The organism is Cognatazoarcus halotolerans (assembly GCF_009800965.1).
Taxonomy (GTDB): Bacteria; Pseudomonadota; Gammaproteobacteria; order Burkholderiales; family Rhodocyclaceae; genus Cognatazoarcus; species Cognatazoarcus halotolerans.
This window is the reverse complement of the sequence record NZ_WUAF01000022.1, coordinates 1-26,218: the sequence shown is the minus strand read 5'-3', so window position 1 is coordinate 26,218 and position 26,218 is coordinate 1. Positions and strand designations below refer to the sequence as shown.

The following is a 26,218-nucleotide window of genomic DNA, read 5'->3' as shown; positions in this document are numbered from 1 at the left end:
ACAATGCTCTCCACACAAGAACCCTGCGCACAAGCAAGCATGCGCAAAGAGGACGGTCAGGCTGGGGCGGCGCAAGCCGCCCTTTTGCTTTATGGGCGCCGCACGCAGGCCTTGCTCGGCGGCGTGGCGCACGCGGCATCGTATTCGGCGCCCATGCGTGCCACCAGCTCGGCCACGCTCGGAATGTCGTGAATGGTGGCCACACCGTGCCCCGCACTCCACACGTCCCGCCAGGCCTTGGCCTCGTCGGCAATGCCATGGATCTTGCCCTTGCCGACGCTGATCGACAGCTGGGTGCGATCGAAGCCGGCCTTCTCGAGACTGGGCCACATGAAGTTGGCGTTGGTGCCCGAGATCGCGTCGGTATAGACGATGTCGCCGGCAGCACTGTCAACCACCATCTGCTTGTATTCCGGCTGCGCCATCGACTCCCGGGTAGCGATGAAGCGCGTCCCCATGTAGGCAAAGTCGGCGCCCATGATCTCGGCCGCGCGTACACTCGCGCCATCCGACATCGAGCCCGCGAGAATCAGCGTACCGTTCCAGAACTCGCGGATCTCGCGGACCAGGCTGAAGGGGCTCTGGGTACCGGCATGGCCGCCGGCGCCACCGGCAACCGCGATCACGCCATCGACACCGGCGGCGATCGCCTTTTTCGCGTGGTAGGCATGAATGACGTCGGAGAATACCAGTCCGCCGTAACTCTTCACCGCCTCGACCACCTCACCCGGATGCCCGAGACTGGTGATCACGAACGGAGTGCGGTGCTTCACCAGCAGCTCGAGGTCGGGCTTCACCCGCGGGTTGCTGGCGTGCAGGATGAGATTGACGCCGTAGGGCGCGCACGGTGCATCGGGTGCAGCCTCACGCTGGGCCGCCAGGCCACCGTCGATACCGCCCAGCCACTCGTCGAGAATTTCCGGCGTGCGCGCGTTGAGCGCAGGAAAGGTTCCGGCAACGCCGCTGCGGCAGGCGGCCAGGACCAGCTCCGGGCCGGAAACCAGGAACATCGGCGCGGCAATCACCGGCAAGCGCATGCGGCCTTGAAATGCCTCGGGTACGGACATGCTGTCTCCTCGTTGTGTTCGGGCTGTCACAGGCCTGCAAATCTAGCACGTCCCCGGGCCATGGATTGGAGCCCCGCCTCTACTCGTCGGACGACCGGGCGGACGGCTGTGCATGAACGCGTGGTATCCTCGCGCGCCATGCACGGACTCGAAACTCTTCTCTACGGCATCGGCCTGGCTGGCGTGGCGGTCAATGCGGCCTCAGGTGTGCTCGAAGCCGGCCGCAAGCCGCTGGACCTCTTCGGCATGGTGGTGATCGCCCTTGCCGCGGCGCTGGGAGGCGGCTCGCTGCGCGACCTGCTGCTCGACCGCAAGGTGTTCTGGATCGCCGACCAGACCTTCCTCATCACCGCCCTGGCCGCCGGCGTGCTGACCTTTGCCGCGGCGCGGCGCTGGCGCCTGCCGCCCAACCTCTTCATGCTGCCGGACGCGATCGGCCTGGCGCTGTTCACCGTGAGCGGCACCCAGATCGCGCTGGCCTTCGACGCGCCCTGGCTGGTGGCCAGCATGATGGGGGTGATCACCGGCGTGTTCGGCGGCATCGTCCGCGACGTGCTGTGCAACGAGATCCCGCTGGTGTTCTCCGGCGAACTCTACGCCACCACCTCTTGGGGCGGCGCGCTGTTGCTGGTCGCGCTGCTGGAAAACGGCGTCACGCCGGGGATCGCCGCACTCGTCGGCGGCGGCACGGTACTGCTGCTGCGCCTGCTGTCGATCCGCAACCGCTGGGCCTTGCCGACTTACTCTGCGCGACGCTGAGCGGTCGTCGGCCTCCGCCGCGGCAAGAACGGCCGCGCATACGAGCGCGCATACCCGCCGCGCGTCGACACGGCCTCGATCGGCTCGCGAACGCGGATTCACCGACCACGCAGCTGCAAATCTCCGAGTGTGACTCGCTTCCATCCCGAACAGGGATTCGCGCTGTCAGGCTGCCTTGCGATCGTGCTCCGGGGTTTCGGCGAGCGGCAGGCGGATGATGAAGGTGCTGCCGACGCCCGACACCCTGCGGACACCCTTCTGCGGCAGACGACCGAATCGCCGGAAGAGCTGGGGCAGATGCTCCGCATCGATCCCCACTCCGTGATCGCGCACCGCCAGCTCCCAGCCGCCACGCCCCCGGCGTATGAACACTTCTACCTGCGAGCCTTCCGGGCTGAACTTGACCGCATTGGTGAGCAGATTGAGTACGGCCCTGCGCACCAGGTTGCGATCGCCACGCACGAGGTACTCAACCTCCTCACCCAGCTCCGGTATCACCTCGATGGTAATGCTCCGCGCCCGGGCCAGAGCCCAGGCCTCATCCACCGCCTCCTGCGCCACCAGCGCCAGATCGAGTTCGATGAACTGTCGGGCATCGACCGATTCGGCGCGCACCAGGCGCAACAGGTTGTCGGCGAGATCCAGCGCCGAGCGGGCATAGCGGCCGACGCGATTGAGCATCTGCTCGTGCTCCGGCAGGGGCGTATCGAACGCGTGCGCCCCTTCCACCATGGTGATGATCGACGACAACGGCGCTCGCAGGTCGTGCGAAAGATAGTGCATGGTTTCTTCGCGCCGGACCTGTACGTCATGCATCGCGGTGATGTCGTCGATACCGAGCACCACGCCGCTCTGGCGGCCGCGCTGATCGTACAGCCCGGCCACGGAAACGAGCAGATAGGGGCCGCTGGGCGACTCGAGTTCGACGCTGAGCGGCTTGCCGTCCGGCGGAGGTTGGGGCACACCGTTCTTGATCGCAATCTCGGGAGGCCAGGCCAGCGCCTCGATGGTGGATCCGACCGCCTCCGCGCCATCGGCGCCGAGCAGTGCGGTCGCGCGCCGGTTGTGCAACAGCACCTTGCCGCTCATGCCCAACACCAGGGCCCCCACCGGCAGGTTCTCGAGCGTATCGACGATGAAACGGCGCAGTTGCCGCTGGCGCACCGCAGCCACGCGAACGAGGTTGATCCGGGTCTCGAGCGGGTCCACGCTGTTGCCGGCATAGCCGGAATCGAGTTCGGGGAGGTTCCAGCGGCTGCTTTCCTTGCGCAATGCCTCGAGCTCTTCGTCCAGGTAGCGGTGCGCGGCCTCGAGGCGTCGCCAGCTCCAGAGAGGATAAGCGAGCATGCACCCCAGAATCGCACCCGCGGGCGGAACCCACAGGTAGGCGAAATAGAGCAGACCCCAGCTCAGTCCGAGTACGCAGATCGAGGAGACAAAGGCGACCGCGAGCGAATATCGTGGCGGCAGTCTCAGCACCGCCAGCATGAGCAGCGATACCACGACCATCGCACCCAGCGCCACTGGCAGCGGCGACAGGTTGTGAACTGCCACACCGCGGCGCAGTGCCGAGAACACGTTGGCATGCACCTCGACACCGGGCATCGGACGGCTGAACCCCGAGGTCGGCGTGGGCACGATATCGCCCATGCCCGCGGCCGTCGCGCCGATCAGCACGATCTTGTTTCTGACCGCTTCGGCCGGTACCCGACCGGCCAGTAGATCGACGTAGGAAATGTAGGTGAAACTGCCGGGAGCGCCGACGAAGGGAATGCGCAACCAGCTCGAACGCACCCAGCCCGCACCCCGTTCGGTCGGTGCCGGCCCGTAGCGGGCCGCCGCGACCGGATCCACCAGGCCAAGCAGCGCCAGCCCGAGCTGTGGATGCCGTGCCTGACCAAGGCCTTCCCAGAGATAGACGCTGCGGGCAATTCCATCCGGATCGAATTCCACGTGGATGTGGCCGATGGCGGCGGCCACACCGGCGAAGATCGGTGCCGGTGGCGCTTCGGTGACGATCCCCGAAGCTACCGATGCCTGGATCACCGGCAGCGCGACCCTGCCATGCGCCCGTATCGCGTCGGCCAACGCCTCGTCACCCGTATGGTCGTCCAGCGCAGGTTCCGAGAACAGCACGTCCACTGCCACCGGCCCCGAGCCCGCTTCGCGCAATCGATTGAGCAGTTCCGCATGCACCGTCCGCGGCCACGGCCAGCGACCGATCCGCGCAATGCTGGTGTCGTCGATGGCGACCACCACCACATCCTCGTCGGCATGGTGTGTCGACATCGACATGGCGCCGTCGTAGATGACCTGATCGATACGCCACAACCACCCGAAATAGCTCGCACAGCCCGCGATCAGTGCGCAGACCACCAGAACCGAAAGCCATTCACCAACCGAACGGCTTATGAGCGGCCGGTCCTTGCTCACAATGCAAGCAGGGGAACCAGCCCAAGCCACCACGGGAAGGGCGCCGCCACCACGAAGCGTTGCGGCGCGGTATAGGGCCCGACGTAACCATCGGGGTCGATTGCCCTTACCCTCAGATAATAGGCATCGGGCGGCGGCGCGGGTATCGACGCGTGCGGTTCGGCAACCGATTCGGCGACCAGGATGTCACTGAACATCCGATCGCGCGCGATCTGGTATTCGAAGCGCTGCCCCGGCTCGGCGGGCCAGGAAAGCTGGAGCCTGCCGTCGGCCTGTTTCGGAGGATCGGGATCAGCGGGTGCCGGACGCATGCGTACCCTCAGGGCATCCCCCCAGGGGCCCTGATCACCCTCGCCGCGGATGCTCGCCAAACGCAGGAAATAATCACCGGGCGCGAGATCAAGCCGTTTGCCGGTGCCTTCCTGTCGGACCGCTCTGACGAGGGGGTTTGAAAATGACTGGTCACGGGCAAGCTCGAGACGATAGGCCCCTGCGCCCGGCGCCTCGGCCCACTGGACATCCACCGAGCCGCCGCGAATCTTGGCATTGTTAGCCGGGCCAAGAATGATCGGCGGCTCCGGACGTGCCTTGAGGACGATCCGGAAATCCGCATTGCGCCCTTCCAGACCCGCGCCGTCGATACCTCGCAATCTCATCCAGTAGTCTCCGTCCTCAAGACCCGCCAACCGCACCGCGGTGCCCGAGAAGCGTGTTTCAGCGACCGGTTCGGCAAAAGCCTGATCATGCGCGATCTGCAAACGATATTCGCGGGCCGCTTCGAGCGGCGGAAACTCGAAACGCAGCACCGGGCGCTCGAAACGCACCGGCACGGCGGACACGTCGGGAGCGGCGAGCAAGGCCACCGGTGCTGCAAGGGGCCGCCCTTTTGCCGCGACCACGCCAAAACCGCCCGGCACGCTGACCTCGCGTCCGTCCGCGCCAACGCGGACGATGCCACCGGTCACTTCAGCCCGGTCCACTGCTTCGACCACGTCAGTCGACACCCTGAACTCGGTACCACGAACCCCGATGACGGCCGTCGGCGTATGGATCCGATAACGCGCAGCAGGGCCGCGCTGGGGTGCGACGGAGGTTTCCACCCTGCCCCGATCCAGTTCGAAGCGCGCGTCCTGGCCTTCCAGTCCGCGGTACTTGCCGAGACTGAGGATCTTCAAGCTGCTCTCGGGCTGCAGGGTGATCCGGGACCCGTCAGGCAGGACGATGGTCACGAATCCGCCCTCGCCGGTCTCGAGCTGGCTGCCCTGCCCAAGCGTGTGCCCCTCCGCTGCCACCTCTCCATCAAGGGTGGCCGTGCCCTGCACCGACTGCACGGTGGCCCGCCCCGACACGGGACGAAGCATGCGGACCGGGATGCGCAGCACGCTTCCGATCGGCATGTTGACCGGATCAGCCACATGATTCAGCTGCTGCAGCGTGCGCCATTCAAGTGGAGACTCGAGCAGACGGTAGCCGAGCTCGCTTAGGGTATCGCCCGGCTGGACCTGATAAAGCACATCGTCGCCACCGGACAGGGCGGCAGGGGCGGTTGCCAGCAGGGCGACGGTGAGCCCCAGGGTACGAAGCAGTTTGTTGAATACGATAGACATTCGATCAATCCTCGACGACTGCTTGAACAGTAACGACTTTCAGGCGCGCGCTTGTAAAATTCTTGTCACCAGTGGCGTGATGAAGCTCGCATGCGGTAAATTCTTGCCATCCAGGGGCAAGCTCTCACGACCGGGAGCACTCATCAGCAACCCATGCCCCCACGGTTTACGGCTCGGGCATAACAACAGTTGAGGTCAAACATGAGCTTCATTCAGGAATTCAAGGAATTTGCGGTCAAGGGCAACGTCGTCGACATGGCTGTCGGCGTGATCATCGGCGGCGCGTTCGGCAAGATCGTCTCGTCGCTGGTGAATGACGTGGTGATGCCGATCGTTGGCAAACTGGTCGGCGGCGTGGATTTCGGGCAGCTTTACCTGAACCTGGGCCAGCAGAGCTTCGACACTCTGGAAGCCGCCGAGAAAGCCGGCGCGCCGATCGTGAAATACGGCGCATTCATCAATGCCACGATCGATTTCGTGATCATCGCTTTCGTCATCTTCATGGCGATCAAGGGGATGAATTCGCTCAAGCGCAAGGAAGATGCACCACCCGCCGAGGCCCCTGCAGACCCGGAAGACATTGTGCTGCTTCGCGAGATCCGCGACGCGCTCAAGCAACGCTGAAAACAAAAAACGCGCCGAAAGGCGCGTTTTTTCGTTCTCGGCCGGACTTATTCGCCGGCGGCCACTTCGTCATCGAGCTGCTCGAGCCGATAGCCGTAATTGTAGGTCGGGACCAGTTTGAAACCGCTCTCGGGCCTCAGATTGAGCTTGCTGCGCACGCGGCTGACGTGGGTATCCACCGTACGGGTGGCGAGGTTCGCTGTCCGGCCCCACACGGCCTCGAGCATGTGCCCCCTAGACAGCAGGCGGCCGATGTTGCGGAACAGGAAGACGGAAAGGTCGTATTCCTTGTCGGTCAGCTCCACCGCCTCACCGTCGACGGTGACGTGCTTGTGGTTAAGATCGAAAACGTACGGTCCGACCTCCAGCGTTGCCCCTTTCGCCGTCGGCCTGGCACGACGAAGCACTGCCTCGATGCGGGACATCAGCTCGAGCCTGCGCACCGGCTTGACGATATAGTCATCGGCACCATGATTGAGTGCTTCGACGATATCGCCTTCCGCGTCGCGTGCCGTGACGAAAATCACCGGCGTGTCGTTGGATCGATCCTCACGCAGCCAGCGCAGCACCGAATCGCCGCTCATCTCGGGCAACATCCAGTCGATCAGGATGATGTCGAAGCTCTCGCGGCCTGCCATCCTGACGAAGCTCTTCGGGTCCTCAAAGATGTGCACGTCGTCACCAAGGTCCCGAAACCACTGCCCGAGCGTTTCGCTCTGTGCAGTGTCATCTTCAAGAATCGCTATCCTCACCTGTCTTCCCAGTCCACTTGTCTTTGATCTTGCATATGGCGCATTGATCGACCCTATGGGTCATCTGCATGATCCGCTTTATACACCATCACCCACAAAAGGGTTACTCGATCTTTCCACACCGAAGCTCGACATTGGGCCATGCCCAGGGATGAAGCGGACATCATCGCCGAGCGGCCACAAGCGGGTACGAATCGAATCGATCAGGGCAGCATGATCGCCGCGCGGAAAATCCGTTCGGCCGATGGAGCCCGCAAAGAGCACATCGCCCACCAACGCCAGCCGCGCCGACGGACTGAAAAACACCACATGACCGGGCGTATGTCCGGGGCAATGCAACACTGCGAGGCGCTCGTTGCCGATGCTGACTTCGTCGCCGTTCTCGAGCCAGCGCGCAGGTTCGAACTTGTCGCAGGCGGGAAAACCGAACATCTTGCTCTGCTGCGGCAAGGCATCGATCCAGAAACGCTCTTCCAGCTGAGGGCCTTCGATCGGCAGATCAAGCTTGCGCGAAAGCTCCGCGGTCGCCCCTGCATGATCGATGTGCCCATGAGTAAGCAAGATCTTCTCGGGACTGACACCGGCTGCGGCGATCGCCGCCTCGATCCTGGGAATGTCGCCACCCGGATCGACGATTGCACCCCGCTTGGTGGCCGAGCACCACAGGATCGAGCAGTTCTGCTGGAAAGGTGTCACTGGAACGATGCGGTATTCGAGCATCCGTGGCGCTCCCCTTGCGTGGATCCGCCGGCAACACGACGGAGTCCTTGATTGAGACGGCCCGGCTACGCCAGAGCGCAACCGGGAAAGAGCAGGACCGTGCCCAGCCCCTGATCACGGGGGGGTGCCAACGGTCGACAGCCGATAATGATAGCGCGAACCCGACGGCATGCGGCTGTGCAGCAACCGCCTCGATACCCGGCACATTGGGCCCATGTTACGCTTCGGCCCTGCTCAGCATTCCACTCATCTCTCCCAGGAGCCGAACGTGCCAAGTCTCTTGCCGAACATCGACCCGGACGGGCTGCTTGAATATTCAGTCGTATATACCGATCGCGCCGTCAACCACATGTCCTCCGCTTTTCAAGGAGTCATGAAGGATATCTCGCGCATCATCAAGAAGGTCTACAACGCCCACGCCACGGTGATCGTCCCGGGAAGCGGCACCTTCGGCATGGAGGCGGTTGCCCGCCAGTTCGCCACCGGACGCAAGTGCCTGGTCATCCGCAACGGCTGGTTCAGCTACCGCTGGAGCCAGATCTTCGAGATGGGACAGATCCCGTCGGAAACGATCGTGCTCAAGGCAAGGCCGGTACGGACCGGACCGAAGGCCCCGTTCGCCCCGGCACCGGTCGATGAGGTCGTGGCCGCGATCAGGGAGCACAAGCCGGCCCTGGTCTTCGCCCCCCATGTCGAAACCGCGGCCGGCATGATCCTGCCCGACGACTACATCAAGGCGGTCGCGGACGCTGTACACGAGGTGGGTGGCATGTTCGTGCTCGACTGCATCGCCTCGGGCACCATCTGGGTCGACATGCAGGCGACCGGCGTAGACATCCTGATCAGCGCCCCCCAGAAAGGCTGGAGCGGTTCGCCCTGCTGCGCACTGGTTGCGCTCGGCCCGCTGGCGCGCGAGCGTATCGACGGCACGACGAGTTCGAGCTTCGCCTGCGATCTGCGCAAGTGGCTGCAGATCATGGAAGCATACGAGGGTGGCGGCCATGCCTACCACGCAACCATGCCCACCGACGCCCTCGGCCGGGTTCGGGACGTGATGCTCGAAACCGAGCAGTATGGGTTCGACAAGGTGAAGGCCGAGCAGGTCGAACTCGGTCGGCAGGTCCGCGCCCTGCTCGAAGCGAAGGGCTTTCCGAGCGTCGCCGCCGAAGGCTTCCAGGCTCCTGGCGTGGTGGTCAGCTATACCGACGACCCGGATATCCAGTCGGGCAAGAAATTCATTGCCGCAGGGCTCCAGACTGCCGCGGGGGTACCGCTGCAATGCGACGAACCCGCCGATTTCAGAACCTTCAGGGTGGGACTGTTCGGTCTCGACAAGCTGCACAATGTCGAGCGCAGCGTTCGATTCCTTGATGACGCGCTCAAGAGCATTCTGTGACGACGGCCACCGGGCCTGGGCCCGGCACCATCCGCGCGGATTTGTGGTGGGGGTCGACCACGCCGCGCCGCAGGCCCTGATTCAAGGAAATCCGATGAAGAAGACTGTCAGCCGCAAGAGCGCGGGCAAGGACGTGCCCGCCGACCGCCCATCGCGCGAGGAAGCGGAGGCCGCGGTGCGCACACTGATCCGCTGGGCCGGGGACGACCCCGCGCGCGAAGGCCTGATCGACACGCCGGCACGGGTCGTACGCTCTTACGAGGAGTTCTTTTCCGGTTACGCCGACGACCCGACGCAGATCCTCGCCCGCACCTTCTCCGAAGTCGAGGGCTACGACGAGATGATCGTGCTCAACGACATCCGCTTCGAGAGTCATTGCGAGCACCACATGGTGCCGGTGATCGGCCGTGCCCATGTCGCCTACCTGCCGGACCGCCGGGTGGTCGGAATCTCCAAACTCGCACGGCTCGTCGAAGTCTATGCCAAGCGGCTGCAGATCCAGGAAAAGATGACGGTGCAGATCGCCGATACCCTGCAGGAAGTATTGCAGCCGAAAGGCGTGGCGGTGGTGCTCGAAGCCGCTCATCAATGCATGACGACCCGTGGCGTGCACAAGCCCGGCGTCACCCTCGTCACCAGCCGCATGCTGGGCGCCTTCCGCGACGACGCAAACACGCGCCGCGAGTTTCTCGGCATCATCGGCCTGAATGGCGCCCGCTCGGGGTCGCTCAGCTGAACCCGTTCAAGCCGGCATGGCGAAAACGGTGAGCACCCCGGTGTAACCGTACAGTCGATCACGCGCGATCTCGCCGGCGGCGAAGAATCCGGCCAGCGGCAGCTCGCCGAGGATGTCCCCGATCGCGATCAGCTCCGCATCCGGCTCGCCGAAATGGGGACCACCCCGGCCGACGCAGCTCACATAGATGGCACCCGCGGCGCGCTGCCCGCCCGCGGCAAGCTGGTCGCGTATCTCGCCGGCGATCCGGCGCACATCCTGCAATGCGGCCTCGGGATCGCGGCGACAGAAACTCAGGCGCACCCCGGACTCGACTGCATCACCAATGGCCAGGACACCGGCATGCGGATCGAAACCCACGATGTGCCTGACCAGGGTGTCCGCACCGAACCGTCCCGGCACCGCGGCCCGGTCGTCTCCCGAGCGGGAGAGTCCCACCAGGGTCGAAGAGAGCGCCTCGGCGACCTCTTCGATCTCGCTGGCAGCATCCAGGCCAAGATCCTCGAGCGCACACTCGAGGGCAGACCGACCGTCGAGCGCCACCACGTGGTTGCCCTGCGCGCGGGTCACCTCACGTAGCACACCAAGCGGCTGGCACCCCTGGCTTACTCGCGACACCACCTCTACGCTGTCGCTGAAAGCAACACCGGAGAGACCGCCGGTCAATACCGCGTCGGCAATCTGCAAGGTATGCGTGCGTGCCGAGGAAAGTCCTCCGAAGAGATAACCGGTTGCGGTGCGCCCGGCCAGTTCCTGCAGCAACTCCTGCAGATCGGGCGCGCCGGCATCGGCATGAACCAGAGCGGTATGGGCACCAAAGCCCTCTGCGCCTGAGCGCAGGGGCTGGCGCCCGGAAAACAGCCGAAAGGCGTCCTTTGGCAGCGGCGCCAGCATCAGCACCAGGGCCGCCTCGTCGATGTATTCGATACCGCCCGCGGCAATGCCGATACCAACCGTTCCTACCCAGGCGACGCCCGGCAGGCGCGCCTTCAGTTCGGCCACGATTGCCTCGGCCGACGCGGCAAAGACATCGGTCAGGTAGCACCAACCCAGACTGTATTCCGGCGGGACCTCGCCACCGGCATCGAGACAGAGTTTCCCGACACACCGATCCAGCGCGAGGCGCCAGTCCGCGTGGCCTGCGTGTGCGACGAGAAAAGGAAGCATGTGCACCTCCGACGACTTCTTTGCACTTGGACGGGGCACAAGTGTGACAGGGTTGCCGCGGCGGCGTCAGTGCCGTGGCAACTCGTCCGATCCGGCCAAACCGTCGCCATCGCTTGCCGACGGCTCGGTTTCCTGCATCTGCTCCTGCACGATCTGCTCGTCGACCCGTGGATCCAGCGCTGCGGCAAGCGGCGAACTGCTGGTCGAATCGGGCATTGCAATGTGGCGCAGCGGCGCATTGTCTACCTGATGCAGATGCGTGGCACGCCTCGGTTGCACATACCATGCCACGATCAGACTGAACGCCAGGACCACGACGTAAAGCATGTTCGCCCCGAAAAAGCGCATCAGGAAGCCGGAGAGCAGCGGGCCGAGGCTTGCGCCGACGCCGAAGGTCAAGAGCAGCATCGCGGTCAGCGAAACGCGCTGCTCGCCGTCCACGTGGTCGTTGGCCAGCGCAACCGCCAGCGGATAGAGGCTGAACTGCAGGGCGCAAACCACGAAGCCTGCGGCGAACATCAGCCACGCCGGAGCCACGGGCAGCACCGCCAGCGGCAGGGCAGCGAGCGCCAGCAAGGCGCCGCAGCGACCGATCAGCCAGATACGATCACGACGATCGGACAGCCAGCCGAGCGGCCATTGCACCAGCAACCCGGCGAGGATGCAGCAACCCATGAAAAGACCGACCTGCTCGTTGCTCAACCCCATGCGCGCGCCGTAGAGCGGCCCCAGGCCATAAAACGCACCGATCAACAGCCCGGCCACGAGGATCGTCATCAGCGACAACGGCACTCGCTTGAAGAAGAAGCGCGGATCCAGCGGCACCGGACGCAGCGCCGCGGGGTGGAGATTGTGGGTGAGCGCCACGGGCACAAGGCACAGCGAAAAGCACAGCGCAACCAGCATCAGCAATTCCGGGCCAAGGCCCGGATGTGCAACCAGCGCGAGCTGTCCCAGGACAAGGCCAAGATAGGAAGCGCCCATGTAACCGGAAAACACCTGTCCGCGCTGGCTGGCACTCGCCTGCTCATTGAGCCAGCTCTCGATCACCATGTACTGGCACATCATGCAAATGCCGATCAGGAAACGCAGGAACAGCCACGCCGGCAGCAGTTCGCTCAGGCCGTGACCGAGGACCGCCGCCGTACCGATGCCGGCACACGCCACGTAGGCACGGATGTGTCCGACCCGTGCGATCAGCCGGTGACCGACCTTGCCCCCGAGGGCCAGGCCCAGGTAGTTGGCGGTCATCAACGCACCGACCCACAGGCCGTCTGCGGTCGCCGCCACACGAAGCGCCAGATAGGTGCTCAACAGGCCCGAGCCGAGCAGCATCAGCAGGGTGGCGAGATAGAGTGAACGGAAGGACTTGAGGATGAAGATCATTACGGAATACAGATCGAATGCCTGTTGACTTCATCTGGCCGATGCCCGGCGAGCGGAACCAAAAGCTGTCCTCGTTCACCAGCGGTATCGGGTCGCACACGGCAGTTTCGTGAAGCGGCGACGACCGGACGATGCGATGCTGCGAACGGGGCAAAGCGCGGGACGCTGCAGCCGGCTCAACCGGTCCCGGTCCGACGCTCTCCGCGAGCCCTTGGAGACGAGACCGAGGACGTGGATTCAGTGGCGCGCTCGGCGGGGATCGAACCCACAACCCCTGGCTTCGGAGGCCAGTACTCTATCCATTGAGCTACGAGCGCAGCGCGAGGCCGCAGAGAATAACCGGTTTTTTTTGTGGCGTCCATCAAGGGCCTGCCATCGCGCGAAAGACCTCGCTATAATCAGCGCTTTATCTGCGCCAGAACAAGGATCGAAGCATGTCGGTATCCCGCGATTTGAGCCCCGCCAAACGTATTGCGCGTCTTGCCCTTCCCGTTTCCGCCCTGCTTGCGGTCGGCCTGCTGGCGGGCTGCGGCAAGGCACAGAGCATCGACTATGAAAAATCCGCCGAGCTGATACAGCCGGTCGCAAAGGTCGATCTCAAGCCGGTCACGGTTGCTCCGGGCAGCCGCACCGGCGAACAGGTGGTGACCAGCGTGTGCGGCGCATGTCACGCCTCGGGTGCGCTCAATGCACCCAAGATCGGTGACGCCGGCGCATGGGGTCCGCGCATTGCACAGGGCTTCGACGCCCTGGTGAAAGCGGCCATCAACGGCAAGAACCAGATGCCCCCGAAAGGCGGCGCTGCCGACCTGACCGACACCGAGATTGCGCGCGCGGTTGCCTTCATGGCCGACAAGGCCGGCGCCAAGTTCCCCGAACCGCAATAAGCGCGACGGCTGCCTCTGCGACGGGCGACCCTGGAGGTCGCCTGTTTGCGTTCACCCCTTGGCGGCAAGCATCGCCCTGAGACTGGCGAGCTTGGCCCGGCCTTCGTCGCGCGAGACCGGCGCGTCGCTCTTGCCGCCTGAAAAGCGCACGCCCTCCTTGCCCATTTCCTCGATGAAACGGGAAGGCTCGCAGGTACGGACATCCCGCCCTGCCTTGCGTTTCTCGCACCAGGTGATGTTGAGGGTGCGCTGGGCACGGGTGATGCCTACGTACATCAGGCGACGCTCCTCCTCGACCTTGTCTTCATCGATCGAGGACTGGTGCGGCAAGATGCCCTCCTCCACGCCGACCAGGAAAACGTGCTTGAATTCGAGCCCCTTGGAGGCGTGCAAGGTGGCCATCTGCACGCCGTCGAACTCTTCCTTGTCCTTGTCGAGCATGCTGATCAGGCTGATCGTCTGGGTGAGTTCGAGCAGGTTCTTGTTGTCCTCCTCGCCCTTGCGCCCCAGCCAGCCGACAAAGTCGCTGACATTGCTCCACTTGCTCTCGGCCTCGCGCGGCTCGCAGGAATCGTACAGCCAGGTTTCGTAGCGGATTGCACCGAGCAGGTCCGCCAGCATCTGCGCCGCCGGCTCCCGCGGCGCGCGGTAGGCGAGCCGGTTGATGAAGTGGCAGAACTCATGCACCGACTCGAGCTGGCGGGCGTTGAGATGCTGCCCGGCCCCCTCCTCGAAGGCCGCACCGAACAGGCTCAGGTGTCGTTGACCGGCGTAACTGCCCAGCGCTTCGATGGTCGATGGGCCGATGCCGCGCCGCGGCGTGGTCACGGCGCGGATGAAGGCGAGGTCGTCATCCGGGTTAAGGAGCAGGCGCAGGTAGGCAATGATGTCCTTGATCTCGGCGCGCTCGAAGAAGCTCTGCCCGCCCGAGATGAGGTAGGGAATCTTGTGATTGCGCAACTGTTGCTCGATCAGCCTCGCTTGGTGATTTCCCCGGTAGAGGATCGCGTAGTCCGAGAATCGGGTGCGGTGCTCGAACTTGTGGGCGGAGATCTTCATCGCCACCATCTCGGCCTCGCTCTCGGGATCACGCGCGGCGCTCACCACGATCGCCTCGCCCAGACCGTGCTCCGACCACAGGCGCTTCTCGAAGAGCTTCTCGTTGTAGCCGATCAGAGTATTGGCCGCATTGAGGATGCCGGTGGTGGAGCGGTAATTCTGCTCCAGCTTGATGACCCGAAGCTTCGGCCAGTCCGATTGCAACAGCTTGAGGTTTTCCACGTCTGCACCGCGCCAGGCGTAGATCGCCTGGTCGTCGTCGCCTACCGCGGTAAACATCCCGCGCACCTCGGCGAGCTGGCTCAGCAAGCGGTACTGGGCGCGATTGGTATCCTGGTACTCGTCCACCAGCAGGTAGCGCAGCTTGCTCTGCCAGCGCTCGCGCACCTCGGGATGTTCGTCGAACAGCCGCACCGGCAGCGCAATGAGGTCGTCGAAGTCCACCGCCTGGTAGGCGCGCAGGGTGCGCTCGTAGTCGGGAAAGAGTTTCGCCGCCGCGGCGGAGAGCTCGCTGTCGGCCAGCTTGACCGCTTCTTCAGGCGGCACCAGGGCGTTCTTCCAGCTCGAGATCTGCCACTGCATCGACCTCGCGCGCACCTTGTCGCTGTTGCCGGAGAGATCCGAAACGATCTGCACCGTGTCGGAAGCGTCGAGAATCGAGAACTGCGGCTTGAGCCCGCAGTGCTTTGCCTCCTGGCGCACGATGCGCACACCCAGCGCGTGGAATGTGCACACGGTCAGCCCTTTGCTTGCGCGTCCGCCCATCAGCGCGGAGACGCGCTCCTGCATCTCCTTCGCCGCCTTGTTGGTGAAGGTGATCGCCGCGATGTTGGCGGGATTGAAACCGCACTGCTCCACCAGATAGGCGATCTTCTGCGTGATGACCCGCGTCTTGCCGCTGCCGGCGCCGGCCAGCACCAGGCAGGGACCGTCGAGATACCGGATGGCTTCGCGCTGAGGGGCATTGAGATTGAGGGACATGGCCGCGGCAAACCTGAAATGACAATGCCGCCCGGTTTCCGGGGCGGCACCTCGATTCTATCCCGGATTGCGGCGCGGGGGTCGCGCGTTCGGGGCCGCGGGCCCCGATCATCAGCGTCGACCGAACAGAAGGCCGCCGATCAGCGCGACGGTGCCGACCACCGCCAATGACCGCCATGGATTGTCACGCACGTAGGCCTCGGTGGCGTCGCGCGAATGCGCCACTTCGTCCTTCGCCGCAGAGGCGATTCGCACCGTTTGCTCGCGCACGCCGTCGACATAGGCGTTACCGGTCTGCCCCACTGCATCAAGCAGCGCATCGAGACGCTCGCGCACCTCGGGCAGGCGCTCGTCTGAGACCGTACGCAGTTCGTCGAGCAATTGCGCGATCTCCCGACGAACCGGGCGGCTCGGCGCCTCGGTGATCGTCGTAACAGCGGCAGGGCTGGGGGATTTTCTGTCGAACATGATTGACTCCTGGAGATTGGTAATAGCGCCCGCACCCGCCGCTGGCGGCCACTTCGAGGCAGAAAAGCGCGCCTCGTTCAGATGGGCAGACACGCCACGACCGTGCGGAACACCTCCCACTCTAGAGACGGCAGCATTCGTTACAGTCAGCGCGGGACGATCCTGCTGTCGGTCCAGGCCTACACCCGCCCTTTCGGCTCCGCTTGTGGGAAAGCGCTGACGCAGGATTCGGAGAGGCCTCACTTCGTCGCGCCGGCGCTCAACCTATATTCGGGTCATCGGCAGGCTTCGGCCTCCAGCAACCCGAGGGAGTTCAGCATGCTCAGCTACGCCGTCATTTTCTTTATCATCGCGCTGGTCGCCGCCGCGCTCGGCTATGGCGGCATCGCCTCGAGTGCAGCGGGGATCGCCAAGATCCTGTTCTTCGTGTTTCTGGCGATGGCGATCGTCAGCTTCGTGCTCAACAGCGTGTAGTACAGCAGGCAACGGGCGCCATGAGCCCCCCGGCTCGACACAAGCTCTCGCTGGTAGCGGCAGCCCTCCTGGGCCTGCCGCTCTTTGCATGCAGCACCGCCTTGCCGAAGATCACCCTGGCGCCAGGTGCAGCAGTCACGCACGCAGCGCCGATAGCGACGGCACCGACCAAGGACGCCAACGGCATCATGTCGCCGGGCCGCAGTGCGGCGGTGCTCCAGGCAGTCCGCGCGGAGGGACGGAGCCGGCAATTCGACCGGCATCTCTCCATCCTCGAGCGCGAACAGGAGATTCTCAGCCGGGGCAACACGGTGCAACTGCTGGTCGACGGACCAGCCACCTTCGAATCGATGTTCGCGGCACTCGAAGGGGCGCACCGTAGCATCCTGCTGGAAAGCTACATCGTTGAAGCGGACGAGATCGGCCAGCGGATTGCCACCATCCTGAAACGCAAACGTGCCGAGGGCGTGGATGTCCGCCTGATATACGACGGCGTGGGCTCCTTCTCGACGCCACCCGATTTCTTCGCGGAACTTCGCGAGGCCGGAATCGACGTCTGCGAATTCAACCCGCTCGGCATCGTGCGCAGGACTTTCGGCCTCCTCGAGGCCAACCATCGCGACCACCGCAAGGTGCTGGTCGTGGATGGACGCATCGCCTTCACCGGCGGCATCAATCTGAGCAACGTTTACCTTTCCGCCTCGCTCGGCAGCACGCGTCGCAAGCGCTTCACCACGGAGGACGGCTGGCGGGACACCCACGTGCGCATCGAAGGCCCCGCCGCTGCGGACTTCACAAACCTCTTCAGGGACACCTGGCAACGCCAGAACTGCGGCGGCAGCCCGATCGCCAGCCATTTACCCGAAACGGCCTCCGCAGCGCCCCCCGCGGGCAAGCGCCTGGTGGCCGTGATCGGCAGCGTCGCTGGCGAGAACAGCGACCGTCTTTACCGGACCCTTCTCAGCGCGATTGTCGGAGCGACCGATTCGATCCACATCACCATGGCCTATTTCGTCCCCGATCCGCAAACGCTCAAGGCGCTCGCCGACGCGGCCCGTCGCGGCGTCGACGTGGTGCTGGTACTGCCGGGCCAAGGGGATTCGCTGATCACCCTGCGTGCCGGACAAAGCCATTACGGACAACTGCTCGAGGCGGGCGTGCGCATCTTCGAAATGCAGGGCAGCTTCCTGCACGCAAAGACCGCGGTCATCGATGGCGTATGGGCCACGGTAGGCTCGGCGAACCTCGACTGGCGCAGCTTTCTACACAACGATGAGCTCAACGTGATTGTGCTCGGAGAAGATTTCGGCAGCCGCATGGAAGCACTTTTCGCGACCGATCTCGCCCACTCTGAACCGGTAAGCCAGGAAGAATGGGCGGCACGATGTGCCCCCCGCCGCATGATGGAGCAACTCGGCCGCCTCCTCGAATACTGGCTCTAGAGCCCGTCGCAGCGAGAAAGTCGAACACGCCTGCACCGACATTCACCCTCGCAAGCCCGGAGGTTCACAAAAAACGGGGAGCGCTCTGCGCTCCCCGTTGCTTCGTCCGCTAAGAGCTTACGGGCGGACAACGATGTCGTTCTGCACGCGCTTCACCCCCGGCGTCCGACGGGCGAGCATTTCCGCTTGATTGCGCTCCGTGACGCTCTTGGCGAATCCCGATAGCTGCACCGTACCCTTGAGCGTTTCGACGCTGATCGACATTGCGCTCACCGTCGGGTCTTCCGCGAACTTGGCCTTGACCCGGGTGGTCACGGTCGAATCGTCAACGTATTCGCCGATGGTGGATTGATCCCGCGTGACGGCACACCCGACTGCAGTGAAACCGATCAGCCCCGAAAGCGCCAATGCTGCAACTGTGTTTTTCATCCCTGCCTCCAACTGTTGAAATCATCCAGCGAATCCGGCCAAGCTGCTGCCGGTACTGCGTGATTCCAGTCTAGGCAGTGCCGTTCGCGCAGGCTGTCCGACAGTGCGGATTGCGCTGTAGGAGAATGCCTGCCCCATGCGATCGCACACACGTTCCACACACATGAGCGGGAAGGCGGGGTGCTCCAGCGCTCGCCGAATCGCCGAACGAGCACCACGCGAAACGCCAATTCATACCCATTCGCACCGGCGTCGAGCCTGCCCGGCAGCGTGTTCTCGTTCGCAACAGCCCCCGAGCCGCTGCCCTGCCCACGGCGTCGAACCGGGCCGGCGACCGCTCGCTGGCGTCTAGAGCGCGCCGAAAACCTTCTTCGCGAGCGAGCCGGCCGCTCCCAGGGGGTTCTTGCGGAGGGCCTTTTCTTCCTCGGCGATCATCAGGTAGAGCCCATCGAGCGCCTTGCGGGTGACGTAGTTTTCGACCTGCGCGTCTTCCTTGTTCACCAGGCCGAGACCGGAAGCCTTGCCGGCGAGCTTGTTGTACTGGGCGGAAACCGCCAGCTTGTCGGTACTCTTCTTCACCGCGGGCAGGAACATTTTCATGAGGTCGCCCTCGGTCTTGCCCTTGAAATACTGGGTGACCGAATCGTCACCGCCGGTGAGGATCTTCTTTGCATCACTCACGGTCATCTGCTTCGCCGCATTCACCAGCAGGACCTTGGCCTGCGGCACCGCCGCCTCGGCGGCGCGGTTCATGGTGGTCTCCAGGGCATCGAGATCCTTACCCTTGCCCATCGCACGCAGCAGCGGCTCGGCCGTCTTGAGGGCGCCGGGCAGCGGAATGTGGACCTTGGGATTCTTGAGGAAACCGTCTTTCTGGCCGAGCGTGCCGACCGCGTTTCCGGCCCCCTGGATCAAGGCCTCCTTGAGGCCGCCGGAGGCTTCACTGTCGCTGAGCGATGAAAGATCGAACGCCCAGACCGGCGCACAGATGACAAGCAGCGCCAAAGTTCGCAGAATGGCTCGCATGACGATTTTTCTCCCCGATTGGCCACGAACATGAAGGACAAGCTTATCACCACGCTTGTTGCCATCAGCATCGCTATCGGCGCATTTTTCATGATTACACACACGTCGCGGGCGCCCGAAGTCCGCTTCATGACACTGGCGGGCGAGAGCATCATGGCCTCGCAGCTGCGCGGCAAGGTGGTACTGGTGAACTTCTGGGCGACGAGTTGCAGCGTCTGTCTCAGGGAAATGCCGCAACTGATCGCCACCCATCGGCGTTTTGCCAACCAGGGACTCGAGACCATCGCGGTCGCCATGGAATACGACCCACCCAACCGCGTCAAGGCCTATGCCGACAGCAAGGCCTTGCCCTTCAAGGTCGCGCTGGATGCCAACGGACTGGTGGCCCGAGGCTTCGACGACGTCCGCGCGACACCGACCACATACCTGATCGACCGGCGCGGCGAGATCGTGCACCGATACCTGGGCGAACCTGACTTCGCCGCGCTCCATGCGCAGCTCGCTCGCCTGCTCGCGCAGCCCGGCTGACTCGCCGCGCCTGCGCCACACCTGTCGTTTACCCCGGTGCGCAAAAAGGCCGCCCGCAGGCGGCCCCGATGACCTGGCATTTCTTGCGCTGGCTCAGTTCGCGAGGAAGTCCAGCACCATGCGGTTGAACTTGTCGGCATGCTCCCACTGCGCCCAGTGGCCGCAGCGATTGAAGATGTGCAGCTCGGCGTTGGGCATGCCCCACAGCAGGCGCAGACCGATGTCCATCGGCACGAAGCGGTCGTCACGGCCCCAGATCACCAGCGTCTGTGCGGAAATCTCGCCGAGACGCGGGCCGTAATCGGTGAACTGCTTGGGATTGGCAGCCAGGCTCTTGACGAAGTTCTCGAGGTGGTCGCGCCGCGACATCATGTTATCGAGGCGTGCCTGGTAGAGCTCTTCGGTGAGGCTGCTGCTGTCGAAGACGAACACGCTCATCATCTTCTTCAGCGCCTCGATGGTCGGCTCGCGGTACAGGCCCTGCAGCAGCTTGATGCCCTCGGTCGGCATCGGCACGAACTGGCTCGGACCGCCGGTGCCGCCGCCCATCAGGACCAGCTTGCCAACGCGGGCGGGATTGAACAGCGCGAAGGCCACCGCCGAGTGCCCCCCCATCGAATTGCCGATGATATGCACCTTGTCGAGCCCGATGGCGTCGAGCAGGCCCTTCAGCGCACGGGCATTGAGCTCGGAGCGCGATCCGGTGCACACGATCGGGTCGCTCTTGCTCCAGCCCGGGCAGTCCATCAGGATCACACGGTAGCCGGCGCTCACCAGCGGCTCGACGTTGCGGTTGAAGTTGGCCCAACCGCTGGCACCGGGACCGGAGCCATGCAGCATGACCACGGTTTCGGCGCCGCTGCCGGCGTCGTTGTAATGCAGTTGAAGATCGAGGTCGCCTTCCTTGATACGGACGAACTTGCTGGTTGCGGCTTCGGTGATGTTTGTGGATGTCATGATCTTTTTCCTTGTCTTGCCGGGGTTGCAGGAAACGCTAGTCGTTGAACGGACGAGGACCGAAACCGAGCGGTGCAGGGGCACATTCGACCAGCTTCGAGAACAGCGCGGAAAAATCCTCGTGCTTGCCATCCTTGCCGGAGTTGGCCTGCATCTCCGCCCGGAACTCGCGGTCCACGGTCTCCCAGTCGGCATCGCTCAGATGCTGGCGAAGCAGCGGAAAGGCGATGTCTTCCTCGATGAGGATGTGGTTGCGGTAAAAGTCCGCGTAACGCTCGAAAGCCAGGGCAAATCCAGCGAACGCGGACGGATCGGCGGTGAATGCCGCCAGGGCCTGCTCGAGGGCCGCGATACGCTGCGGAGCCTCACGATGCTGCACGGCAAGCTTCTCCAGCACCTCCTTGCCCTCGGCGGTGCGCTGCTCGAGATACTTGAACAACACGTCCTCCTTGGGGTGATGGCGAAGCTCGGCATAGGCCTCAAGATAATGCACCATCGCCTTGAAGAGCTTGAGATCGGGCTCGAGACGACCCGCCGCCACTTCCTTCAACATGAAACGGACGGCGTGCAGGATGCCGGCCAGTGATTGGTGTTCGTCAGAAATGATGCGCAGTGCTTCCATGCTGATTCTCCAATGTTCGATCAGGTAGAGAGCATTTCCTGGTGCTTGCTGGCAAGCCCGAGGTAGCTCTCGATGACGCGCGGGTCGTTGCGCAATTGTTCGGCTTCGCCCTCCATCTTCACACTGCCGTTTTCCAGCACGTACGCATAGTCGGCCACCTGCAGCGCGGCGCGTGCGTTCTGCTCGACGAGCAGGATCGAGACCCCGCGCCGACGCAGCTCGGTGATGATCCGGAAGATCTCGCGCACGATCAGCGGTGCCAGCCCGAGGCTCGGTTCGTCGAGCATCAAGAGCTTGGGCTTGGCCATCAGGGCCCGGCCGACGGCCAGCATCTGGCGCTCGCCGCCGGACATCGTGCCCGCGGCCTGGAGACGGCGCTCCCGCAGCCGCGGGAAGATGGTGTACACATCCTCCATGGTCTCGAGATGGTCGCGATGCCCCTCTCGATTGCGCTGGAAGGCGCCAAGCAGCAGGTTGTCCTCGATCGTCATGGTGCCGAACAGCTCACGCTTCTCGGGCACCAGGCTCATGCCGCGCACCACCATGCGCTCAACCTCGGGCACCTGTTCGATGCTGCCATCGAACTCGACCTGGCCGGATGAGGGCAGCAGCCCCATGATCGCCGACAGCGTGGTGGTCTTGCCGGCGCCGTTGGGACCGATGACGGTCACGATCCTGCCCTCGCCCACCGCAATGCTGACCTTGCTGACCGCCTCGACCTTGCCGTAGGCGACCGAGAGGTCCTTCACTTCCAGTACGTTCTTGCTCATCTCAGACACCTCCCAGGTAGGCTTCGAGCACGGCCGGGTTGTTCTGCACCTCTTCCGGCAGACCCTCGGCGATCTTCTCGCCGAATTCCATCACCACCACGCGGTCCACCAGGCCCATGACGAAGTCCATGTCGTGTTCGACCAGCAGTACCGCCATGCCCTCGCCGCTGAGCTTTCTGAGCAAGGCCGCCAGGGCCTGCTTCTCCTTCAGCCGCAGGCCCGCCGCCGGCTCGTCGAGAAGCAGCAGGCAGGGATCGGAACCGAGCGCCCGGGCAATCTCGAGGATGCGCTGCTGGCCAAGCGCCAGACTGCCCGCCTCGGTGTGCATGAACTCGCCCAGGCCAACCCGCTCGACCTGTATCGCGGCCTCGCGCAGCAACCGCGCTTCCTCGGCCCGGTCCTGCCGCCAGGCGGCCGACAGCACGCCCTTGGAGCCGCGCATGTGAACGCCGATGGCGACGTTCTCGAGCACGCTCATGTTGGGTAGCAGGCGCACATGCTGGAAGGTCCGGCTCATGCCCAGCGAAGCGATCTCGCGGGAACTGTGGCCCGCCACCGACTTGCCACGGAACAGGATCTCTCCCGAGGTGGGGGTGTCGACGCCCGAGAGCTGGTTGAACATGGTGCTCTTGCCCGCACCGTTCGGACCGATCAGGGCGAGGATCTCGCCCGCCTTCACCTCCAGGCTCAGGTTGTTGTTGGCGACCAGGCCGCCGAACTTGCGGGTCACGCCCTTGGCCTGGAGGATCAACTCGCCATGCGGCGGCTGCGCCTTCTTCGGCAGGGCTTCGGCCATCTCGTCGATCTGCTTGGGCTCCACGCGTACCGGTACCAGGCGTGCCAGCAAGGGCCACAGACCATCGCGGGCACGGTGCAGCAGCACGATCATGAGCAGACCGAAGACGATCACCTCGTAGTTGCCGGCAGACCCGAACAGGCTGGGCAGGACGTCCTGCAGCCATTGCTTGAGCACCGTGATCACGCCGGCACCCACCACCGCGCCCCACACCTGGCTCGCACCGCCGACCACCGCCATGAACAGGTACTCGATACCGATGTGCAGACCGAACGGCGTGGGATTAACGAAGCGCTGCATGTGGGCATACAGCCAGCCGGCGGCACAGGCGTGCAGCGCGGCGATGACGAAGATCACCATGCGGGCCCGCGAGGTATTCACCCCCATCGCCTCGGCCATCACCATGCCGCCCTTGAGGGCGCGGATCGCACGACCTTCGCGCGAGTCGAGCAGGTTGCGGGTGGTCAGCAGGGCAGCGAGCACGAAGGCCCACACCAGGTAATAGTAGTTACGGTTGTCGAGCAGTTCGAAGCCGAAGATGTTGATTGCCGGCAGGTCCGAAAGACCGGCGTGGCCACCGAGAAACTCCATGTTTCCGAACAGGAAGAACAGGCTGATGCCCCAGGCCATGGTGCCGAGCGGCAGGTAATGGCCGGAGAGCTTCAGCGTGAAGGAGCCGATGACGATTGCCACGGTGGCGGTCAGGACCAACCCGAGGATCAGCGCAAGCCACGGCGAACCTCCGGCGAACGACAACCAGGCCGGCAGTTCGCTCGAGGTGGTCAGCCACGCGGTGGTGTAAGCGCCCAGGCCGACGAAGGCCGCCTGACCGAACGAGGTAAGTCCGCCCACGCCGGTCAGCAGCACCAGACCCAGCGCAACCAGTGCCGACAGGCCGACATAGTTGAGCAGCGTCACGTAGAACTCGGGCAGGAGCAACGGCGCGACGACCAGACAGGCGAGAAATACCGACAGCACGAGACGCGGACTGATCCAGCCCTTGCGTCCCGACACGGTAACCACCTGTGCGGTCTCCTCCTCTTCCACGTGGTGGGTCGACCAGGACAGCCAGATCAGCACCGGGATGATCAGCGTGAACACCAGCACGTCCTTGTAGGCACTCGCCCAGAACGAGGCAAAGGATTCGAGCAGGCCGACGACGATCGCACCGGCTGCCGCCAGCGGATAGCTCGCCAGGCCGCCGATGATGGCGGCGACGAAGCCCTTGAGGCCGATCAGAAAGCCGCTGTCATAGTAGATCGTGGTCAGCGGTGCGACCAGCAGACCGGACAGGGTGCCGATCAATGCCGCAAAGAAGAAGGTCTGGCGACCCGCGAGCGCCGGCGAGATACCCATCAACCGCGCCCCGTTGCGGTTGATCGCGGTAGCGCGCAGTGCCTTGCCGCCGAGGGTGCGATCGAAATACAGGTAGAGGCCGACGATCAGCAGCACCGAAGCAAGCAGCACCACCATCGTGTGGCCGCCGAACATCAAGGAGCCGATCTCGATCTGGGCATCGCTGAACGGCGTGGTGCGCGAACCCTCGGGACCGAAGATCAGCAGCCCGAAGCCGACCATGAACAAATGCAGCGCCACCGAGATGATCAGCAGGATCAGCACCGATGCCTCGGCCACCGGCTGGAACACCACGCGATAGATCATCGGCCCCATCGGGACCACGATGGCGAGCGCCAGACCGGCTTTCACCAGCAGCGGCAGCGCCTGCAAGGGCAGGACCCATAGCAGGCCGGCCAGCCCCAGCGGATAGGCAAGATTCCACAGCAAGGACTTGCCGAGCTGTCGACGACCCGGCGTCGAGGCGAACGCGTCGGACGCCAGCGTCAGCACGCCCGCCCCGATCAGCAACCACACTGTCCCGGGAAAGTGACCGGTTTCGAGCGCCGCCATGGTGAGGGCACCCCAGGCGAGGAATTCGCCCTGGGGAATGAAGATGATCCGCGTAACAGCAAAAACCAGTACGAGTGCAAGCGCCAGTAGCGCGTAAATCGCGCCGTTCGTGACGCCGTCCTGCGCGAGCAGGGCGAATATTTCGGCATTCATGATTGGACTCCAGTGCAACCCCGGCGACCGGGCCTGAGGCCTGTGGTCGGGGGCAACGATCTAAACCGCGAAAGGCAGCTACGAAGGGGCGACCCGTGTGCTGCGGCGACCCGCCGGGCATGGATGCGCTGCGCGGACGCGGCGCATCCCGGAGCGCCTGAACGGCGCTCGGACAACGCGGGCCTTGCCGGCCTCATGCGGCGACCTTTTCGGTTTTCGGATTGAGGAAGTCCTGCAGGCGTTGCTGCTGCAGGGCCTTTGCTGCGGCGATGCTCTTTTCCTTGACGTGACCGTAGCCGCGGATCTCGTCGGGGACGCTGGCCAGGGCCACCGCGGCGCCGTGGTTGGCCGCGCCCAGCTTCGAGCAGATCTGCTCGAGCAGCCCGATGTAGTCCTCGATGAGCGCCCGCTCGGTGCGCCGCTCCTCGGTCTTGCTGAAGAGATCGAGCGCGCCGCCGCGCAGCCCCTTGAAGCGGGCCATCCAGCGGAAGGCGTTCAGCATCCACGCCCCGTAGGTCTTCTTCTGCAGCTCGCCGGTGGCCGGGTCACGCTCGGCGAGCAGCGGCGGGGCAAGGTTGTACTTGACCGTGTAGCCGTGCTTGAAGCGCGCATCGAGCGAAGCGAGGAAGGCCGGGTCGGTGTGCAGCCGGGCCACTTCGAACTCGTCCTTGAAGGCCATCAGCTTGTAGAGGTAACGGGCTGCCGCTTCCGACAGGCCGGACTGACCCGGCACCGCCTTGGCTTCGGCCGCCACCACGCGCTTGACCACATCGGCGTAGCGCTTCGCGTAGGCTTCGTCCTGGTAGTCGATCAGGTCCGGCACCCGTACTTCGAGCAGCCGCCTGGTCTCGCCCTTGGCGCCGACAGCATCGACAATCGCCCGCGCCGCCGCCGAGAGCTGCGGATGGGCCGCCGCCTCGCTCGCCGACACCGCATTGGCGCGCGCGATCTCGGCCTCGACGAAGGCCCGGTCGATCACCGCCATGCGGCCCCAGCGGAAGGCCGCCAGGCTCATCTCCACCGCCACCCCGCTGTTGCGGATGGCCGCCTCGATCGATTCGGCCTTGAGCG

At 64.4% G+C, this 26,218-nt stretch carries 24 protein-coding genes, 1 tRNA gene and 1 pseudogene; 8 read left to right on the top strand and 18 right to left on the bottom strand.

The window, feature by feature from the left end:
- Positions 1-89: 89 nt before the first annotated feature.
- On the bottom strand, positions 90-1,067 hold the full coding sequence (locus tag GQB03_RS19735; protein ID WP_159692996.1) for an NAD(P)H-dependent flavin oxidoreductase: 978 nt from the start codon (positions 1,065-1,067) through the stop codon (positions 90-92).
- Between the two features lie 138 nt (positions 1,068-1,205).
- Here GQB03_RS19735 and GQB03_RS19730 point away from each other — a divergent pair, with 138 nt between their 5' ends.
- Positions 1,206-1,826, top strand: coding sequence for a trimeric intracellular cation channel family protein (locus GQB03_RS19730; protein ID WP_159692994.1), 621 nt, complete (start codon positions 1,206-1,208; stop codon positions 1,824-1,826).
- Positions 1,827-1,991: 165 nt separating this feature from the next.
- Here the strand turns inward: GQB03_RS19730 and GQB03_RS19725 are convergent, their stop codons facing one another.
- Together GQB03_RS19725 and GQB03_RS19720 are read right to left on the bottom strand one after the other, a co-directional pair.
- Complete coding sequence (locus GQB03_RS19725; protein WP_159692992.1) at positions 1,992-4,259, bottom strand: CHASE2 domain-containing protein; 2,268 nt, start codon at positions 4,257-4,259, stop codon at positions 1,992-1,994.
- Positions 4,256-5,866 (bottom strand): FecR domain-containing protein, encoded by a 1,611-nt coding sequence (locus tag GQB03_RS19720; RefSeq protein ID WP_159692990.1) that lies wholly within the window; start codon positions 5,864-5,866, stop codon positions 4,256-4,258. The genes GQB03_RS19725 and GQB03_RS19720 overlap by 4 nt, the downstream gene beginning before the upstream one ends.
- A 201-nt stretch (positions 5,867-6,067) precedes the next feature.
- Between GQB03_RS19720 and mscL the strand changes: the two genes are divergently transcribed.
- Positions 6,068-6,490: a large conductance mechanosensitive channel protein MscL gene (gene mscL, locus GQB03_RS19715; RefSeq protein ID WP_159692988.1), complete on the top strand. Its 423-nt coding sequence runs from the start codon at positions 6,068-6,070 to the stop codon at positions 6,488-6,490.
- Between the two features lie 47 nt (positions 6,491-6,537).
- Here the strand turns inward: mscL and GQB03_RS19710 are convergent, their stop codons facing one another.
- Both GQB03_RS19710 and GQB03_RS19705 read right to left on the bottom strand, forming a co-directional pair.
- On the bottom strand, positions 6,538-7,242 hold the full coding sequence (locus tag GQB03_RS19710; protein ID WP_200832324.1) for a response regulator transcription factor: 705 nt from the start codon (positions 7,240-7,242) through the stop codon (positions 6,538-6,540).
- A gap of 78 nt (positions 7,243-7,320) precedes the next feature.
- Positions 7,321-7,962 (bottom strand): MBL fold metallo-hydrolase, encoded by a 642-nt coding sequence (locus GQB03_RS19705; RefSeq protein WP_159692986.1) that lies wholly within the window; start codon positions 7,960-7,962, stop codon positions 7,321-7,323.
- Between the two features lie 268 nt (positions 7,963-8,230).
- On the opposite strand from GQB03_RS19705, the gene GQB03_RS19700 reads away from it, so the two are divergent.
- On the top strand, positions 8,231-9,358 hold the full coding sequence (locus GQB03_RS19700) for an aminotransferase class V-fold PLP-dependent enzyme (protein WP_200832322.1): 1,128 nt from the start codon (positions 8,231-8,233) through the stop codon (positions 9,356-9,358).
- A gap of 94 nt (positions 9,359-9,452) precedes the next feature.
- Positions 9,453-10,094: a GTP cyclohydrolase I FolE gene (folE, locus tag GQB03_RS19695; protein WP_159692982.1), complete on the top strand. Its 642-nt coding sequence runs from the start codon at positions 9,453-9,455 to the stop codon at positions 10,092-10,094.
- A gap of 6 nt (positions 10,095-10,100) precedes the next feature.
- Here folE and GQB03_RS19690 read toward each other — a convergent pair whose 3' ends face one another.
- The 3 genes from GQB03_RS19690 to GQB03_RS19680 form a co-directional block, all read right to left on the bottom strand.
- Positions 10,101-11,261, bottom strand: a complete 1,161-nt coding sequence (locus GQB03_RS19690) for an FIST signal transduction protein (protein ID WP_159692980.1) — start codon at positions 11,259-11,261, stop codon at positions 10,101-10,103.
- Between the two features lie 66 nt (positions 11,262-11,327).
- Positions 11,328-12,647 (bottom strand): MFS transporter, encoded by a 1,320-nt coding sequence (locus GQB03_RS19685; protein WP_159692978.1) that lies wholly within the window; start codon positions 12,645-12,647, stop codon positions 11,328-11,330.
- A 241-nt stretch (positions 12,648-12,888) separates the two neighbouring features.
- Positions 12,889-12,964: transfer RNA gene (locus tag GQB03_RS19680), tRNA-Arg, on the bottom strand.
- Between the two features lie 117 nt (positions 12,965-13,081).
- Between GQB03_RS19680 and GQB03_RS19675 the strand changes: the two genes are divergently transcribed.
- Positions 13,082-13,534, top strand: coding sequence for a c-type cytochrome (locus GQB03_RS19675; protein WP_159692976.1), 453 nt, complete (start codon positions 13,082-13,084; stop codon positions 13,532-13,534).
- A gap of 51 nt (positions 13,535-13,585) precedes the next feature.
- Here GQB03_RS19675 and GQB03_RS19670 read toward each other — a convergent pair whose 3' ends face one another.
- Together GQB03_RS19670 and GQB03_RS19665 are read right to left on the bottom strand one after the other, a co-directional pair.
- Positions 13,586-15,574, bottom strand: coding sequence for a UvrD-helicase domain-containing protein (locus GQB03_RS19670; RefSeq protein WP_159692974.1), 1,989 nt, complete (start codon positions 15,572-15,574; stop codon positions 13,586-13,588).
- A gap of 111 nt (positions 15,575-15,685) precedes the next feature.
- On the bottom strand, positions 15,686-16,042 hold the full coding sequence (locus tag GQB03_RS19665) for a DUF883 family protein (protein WP_159692972.1): 357 nt from the start codon (positions 16,040-16,042) through the stop codon (positions 15,686-15,688).
- A gap of 318 nt (positions 16,043-16,360) precedes the next feature.
- Between GQB03_RS19665 and GQB03_RS19660 the strand changes: the two genes are divergently transcribed.
- Both GQB03_RS19660 and GQB03_RS19655 read left to right on the top strand, forming a co-directional pair.
- Entirely contained in the window at positions 16,361-16,516 is a 156-nt protein-coding gene (locus tag GQB03_RS19660; protein ID WP_159692970.1) for a DUF1328 domain-containing protein, read from the top strand.
- 20 nt (positions 16,517-16,536) lie between these two features.
- Entirely contained in the window at positions 16,537-17,958 is a 1,422-nt protein-coding gene (locus GQB03_RS19655) for a phospholipase D-like domain-containing protein (protein ID WP_200832321.1), read from the top strand.
- 117 nt (positions 17,959-18,075) lie between these two features.
- Here the strand turns inward: GQB03_RS19655 and GQB03_RS19650 are convergent, their stop codons facing one another.
- On the bottom strand, positions 18,076-18,387 hold the full coding sequence (locus tag GQB03_RS19650) for a BON domain-containing protein (protein WP_159692968.1): 312 nt from the start codon (positions 18,385-18,387) through the stop codon (positions 18,076-18,078).
- Between the two features lie 348 nt (positions 18,388-18,735).
- Positions 18,736-19,413: a DUF4197 domain-containing protein gene (locus GQB03_RS19645; RefSeq protein WP_159692966.1), complete on the bottom strand. Its 678-nt coding sequence runs from the start codon at positions 19,411-19,413 to the stop codon at positions 18,736-18,738.
- Between the two features lie 30 nt (positions 19,414-19,443).
- Between GQB03_RS19645 and GQB03_RS19640 the strand changes: the two genes are divergently transcribed.
- Positions 19,444-19,941, top strand: a complete 498-nt coding sequence (locus GQB03_RS19640) for a TlpA disulfide reductase family protein (protein ID WP_159692964.1) — start codon at positions 19,444-19,446, stop codon at positions 19,939-19,941.
- Between the two features lie 93 nt (positions 19,942-20,034).
- Here GQB03_RS19640 and GQB03_RS19635 read toward each other — a convergent pair whose 3' ends face one another.
- The 6 genes and pseudogenes from GQB03_RS19635 to GQB03_RS19615 all read right to left on the bottom strand — a co-directional run.
- Positions 20,035-20,898: an alpha/beta fold hydrolase gene (locus tag GQB03_RS19635; protein WP_200832320.1), complete on the bottom strand. Its 864-nt coding sequence runs from the start codon at positions 20,896-20,898 to the stop codon at positions 20,035-20,037.
- Positions 20,899-20,935: 37 nt separating this feature from the next.
- Positions 20,936-21,520 (bottom strand): hemerythrin domain-containing protein, encoded by a 585-nt coding sequence (locus tag GQB03_RS19630; protein WP_159692962.1) that lies wholly within the window; start codon positions 21,518-21,520, stop codon positions 20,936-20,938.
- A 20-nt stretch (positions 21,521-21,540) separates the two neighbouring features.
- A complete protein-coding gene (locus GQB03_RS19625; RefSeq protein ID WP_159692960.1) occupies positions 21,541-22,290 on the bottom strand; it encodes an ABC transporter ATP-binding protein in 750 nt (249 codons plus the stop codon).
- 1 nt (position 22,291) lies between these two features.
- Positions 22,292-24,079: a branched-chain amino acid ABC transporter ATP-binding protein/permease gene (locus GQB03_RS23350; RefSeq protein WP_235027150.1), complete on the bottom strand. Its 1,788-nt coding sequence runs from the start codon at positions 24,077-24,079 to the stop codon at positions 22,292-22,294.
- Positions 24,080-24,118: 39 nt separating this feature from the next.
- Positions 24,119-25,147 (bottom strand): annotated as a pseudogene (locus tag GQB03_RS23345) (branched-chain amino acid ABC transporter permease); the annotation flags it as partial.
- Between the two features lie 193 nt (positions 25,148-25,340).
- A partial coding sequence (locus GQB03_RS19615) for a DUF6537 domain-containing protein (protein WP_327517182.1) occupies positions 25,341-26,218 on the bottom strand: 878 nt, incomplete at its 5' end.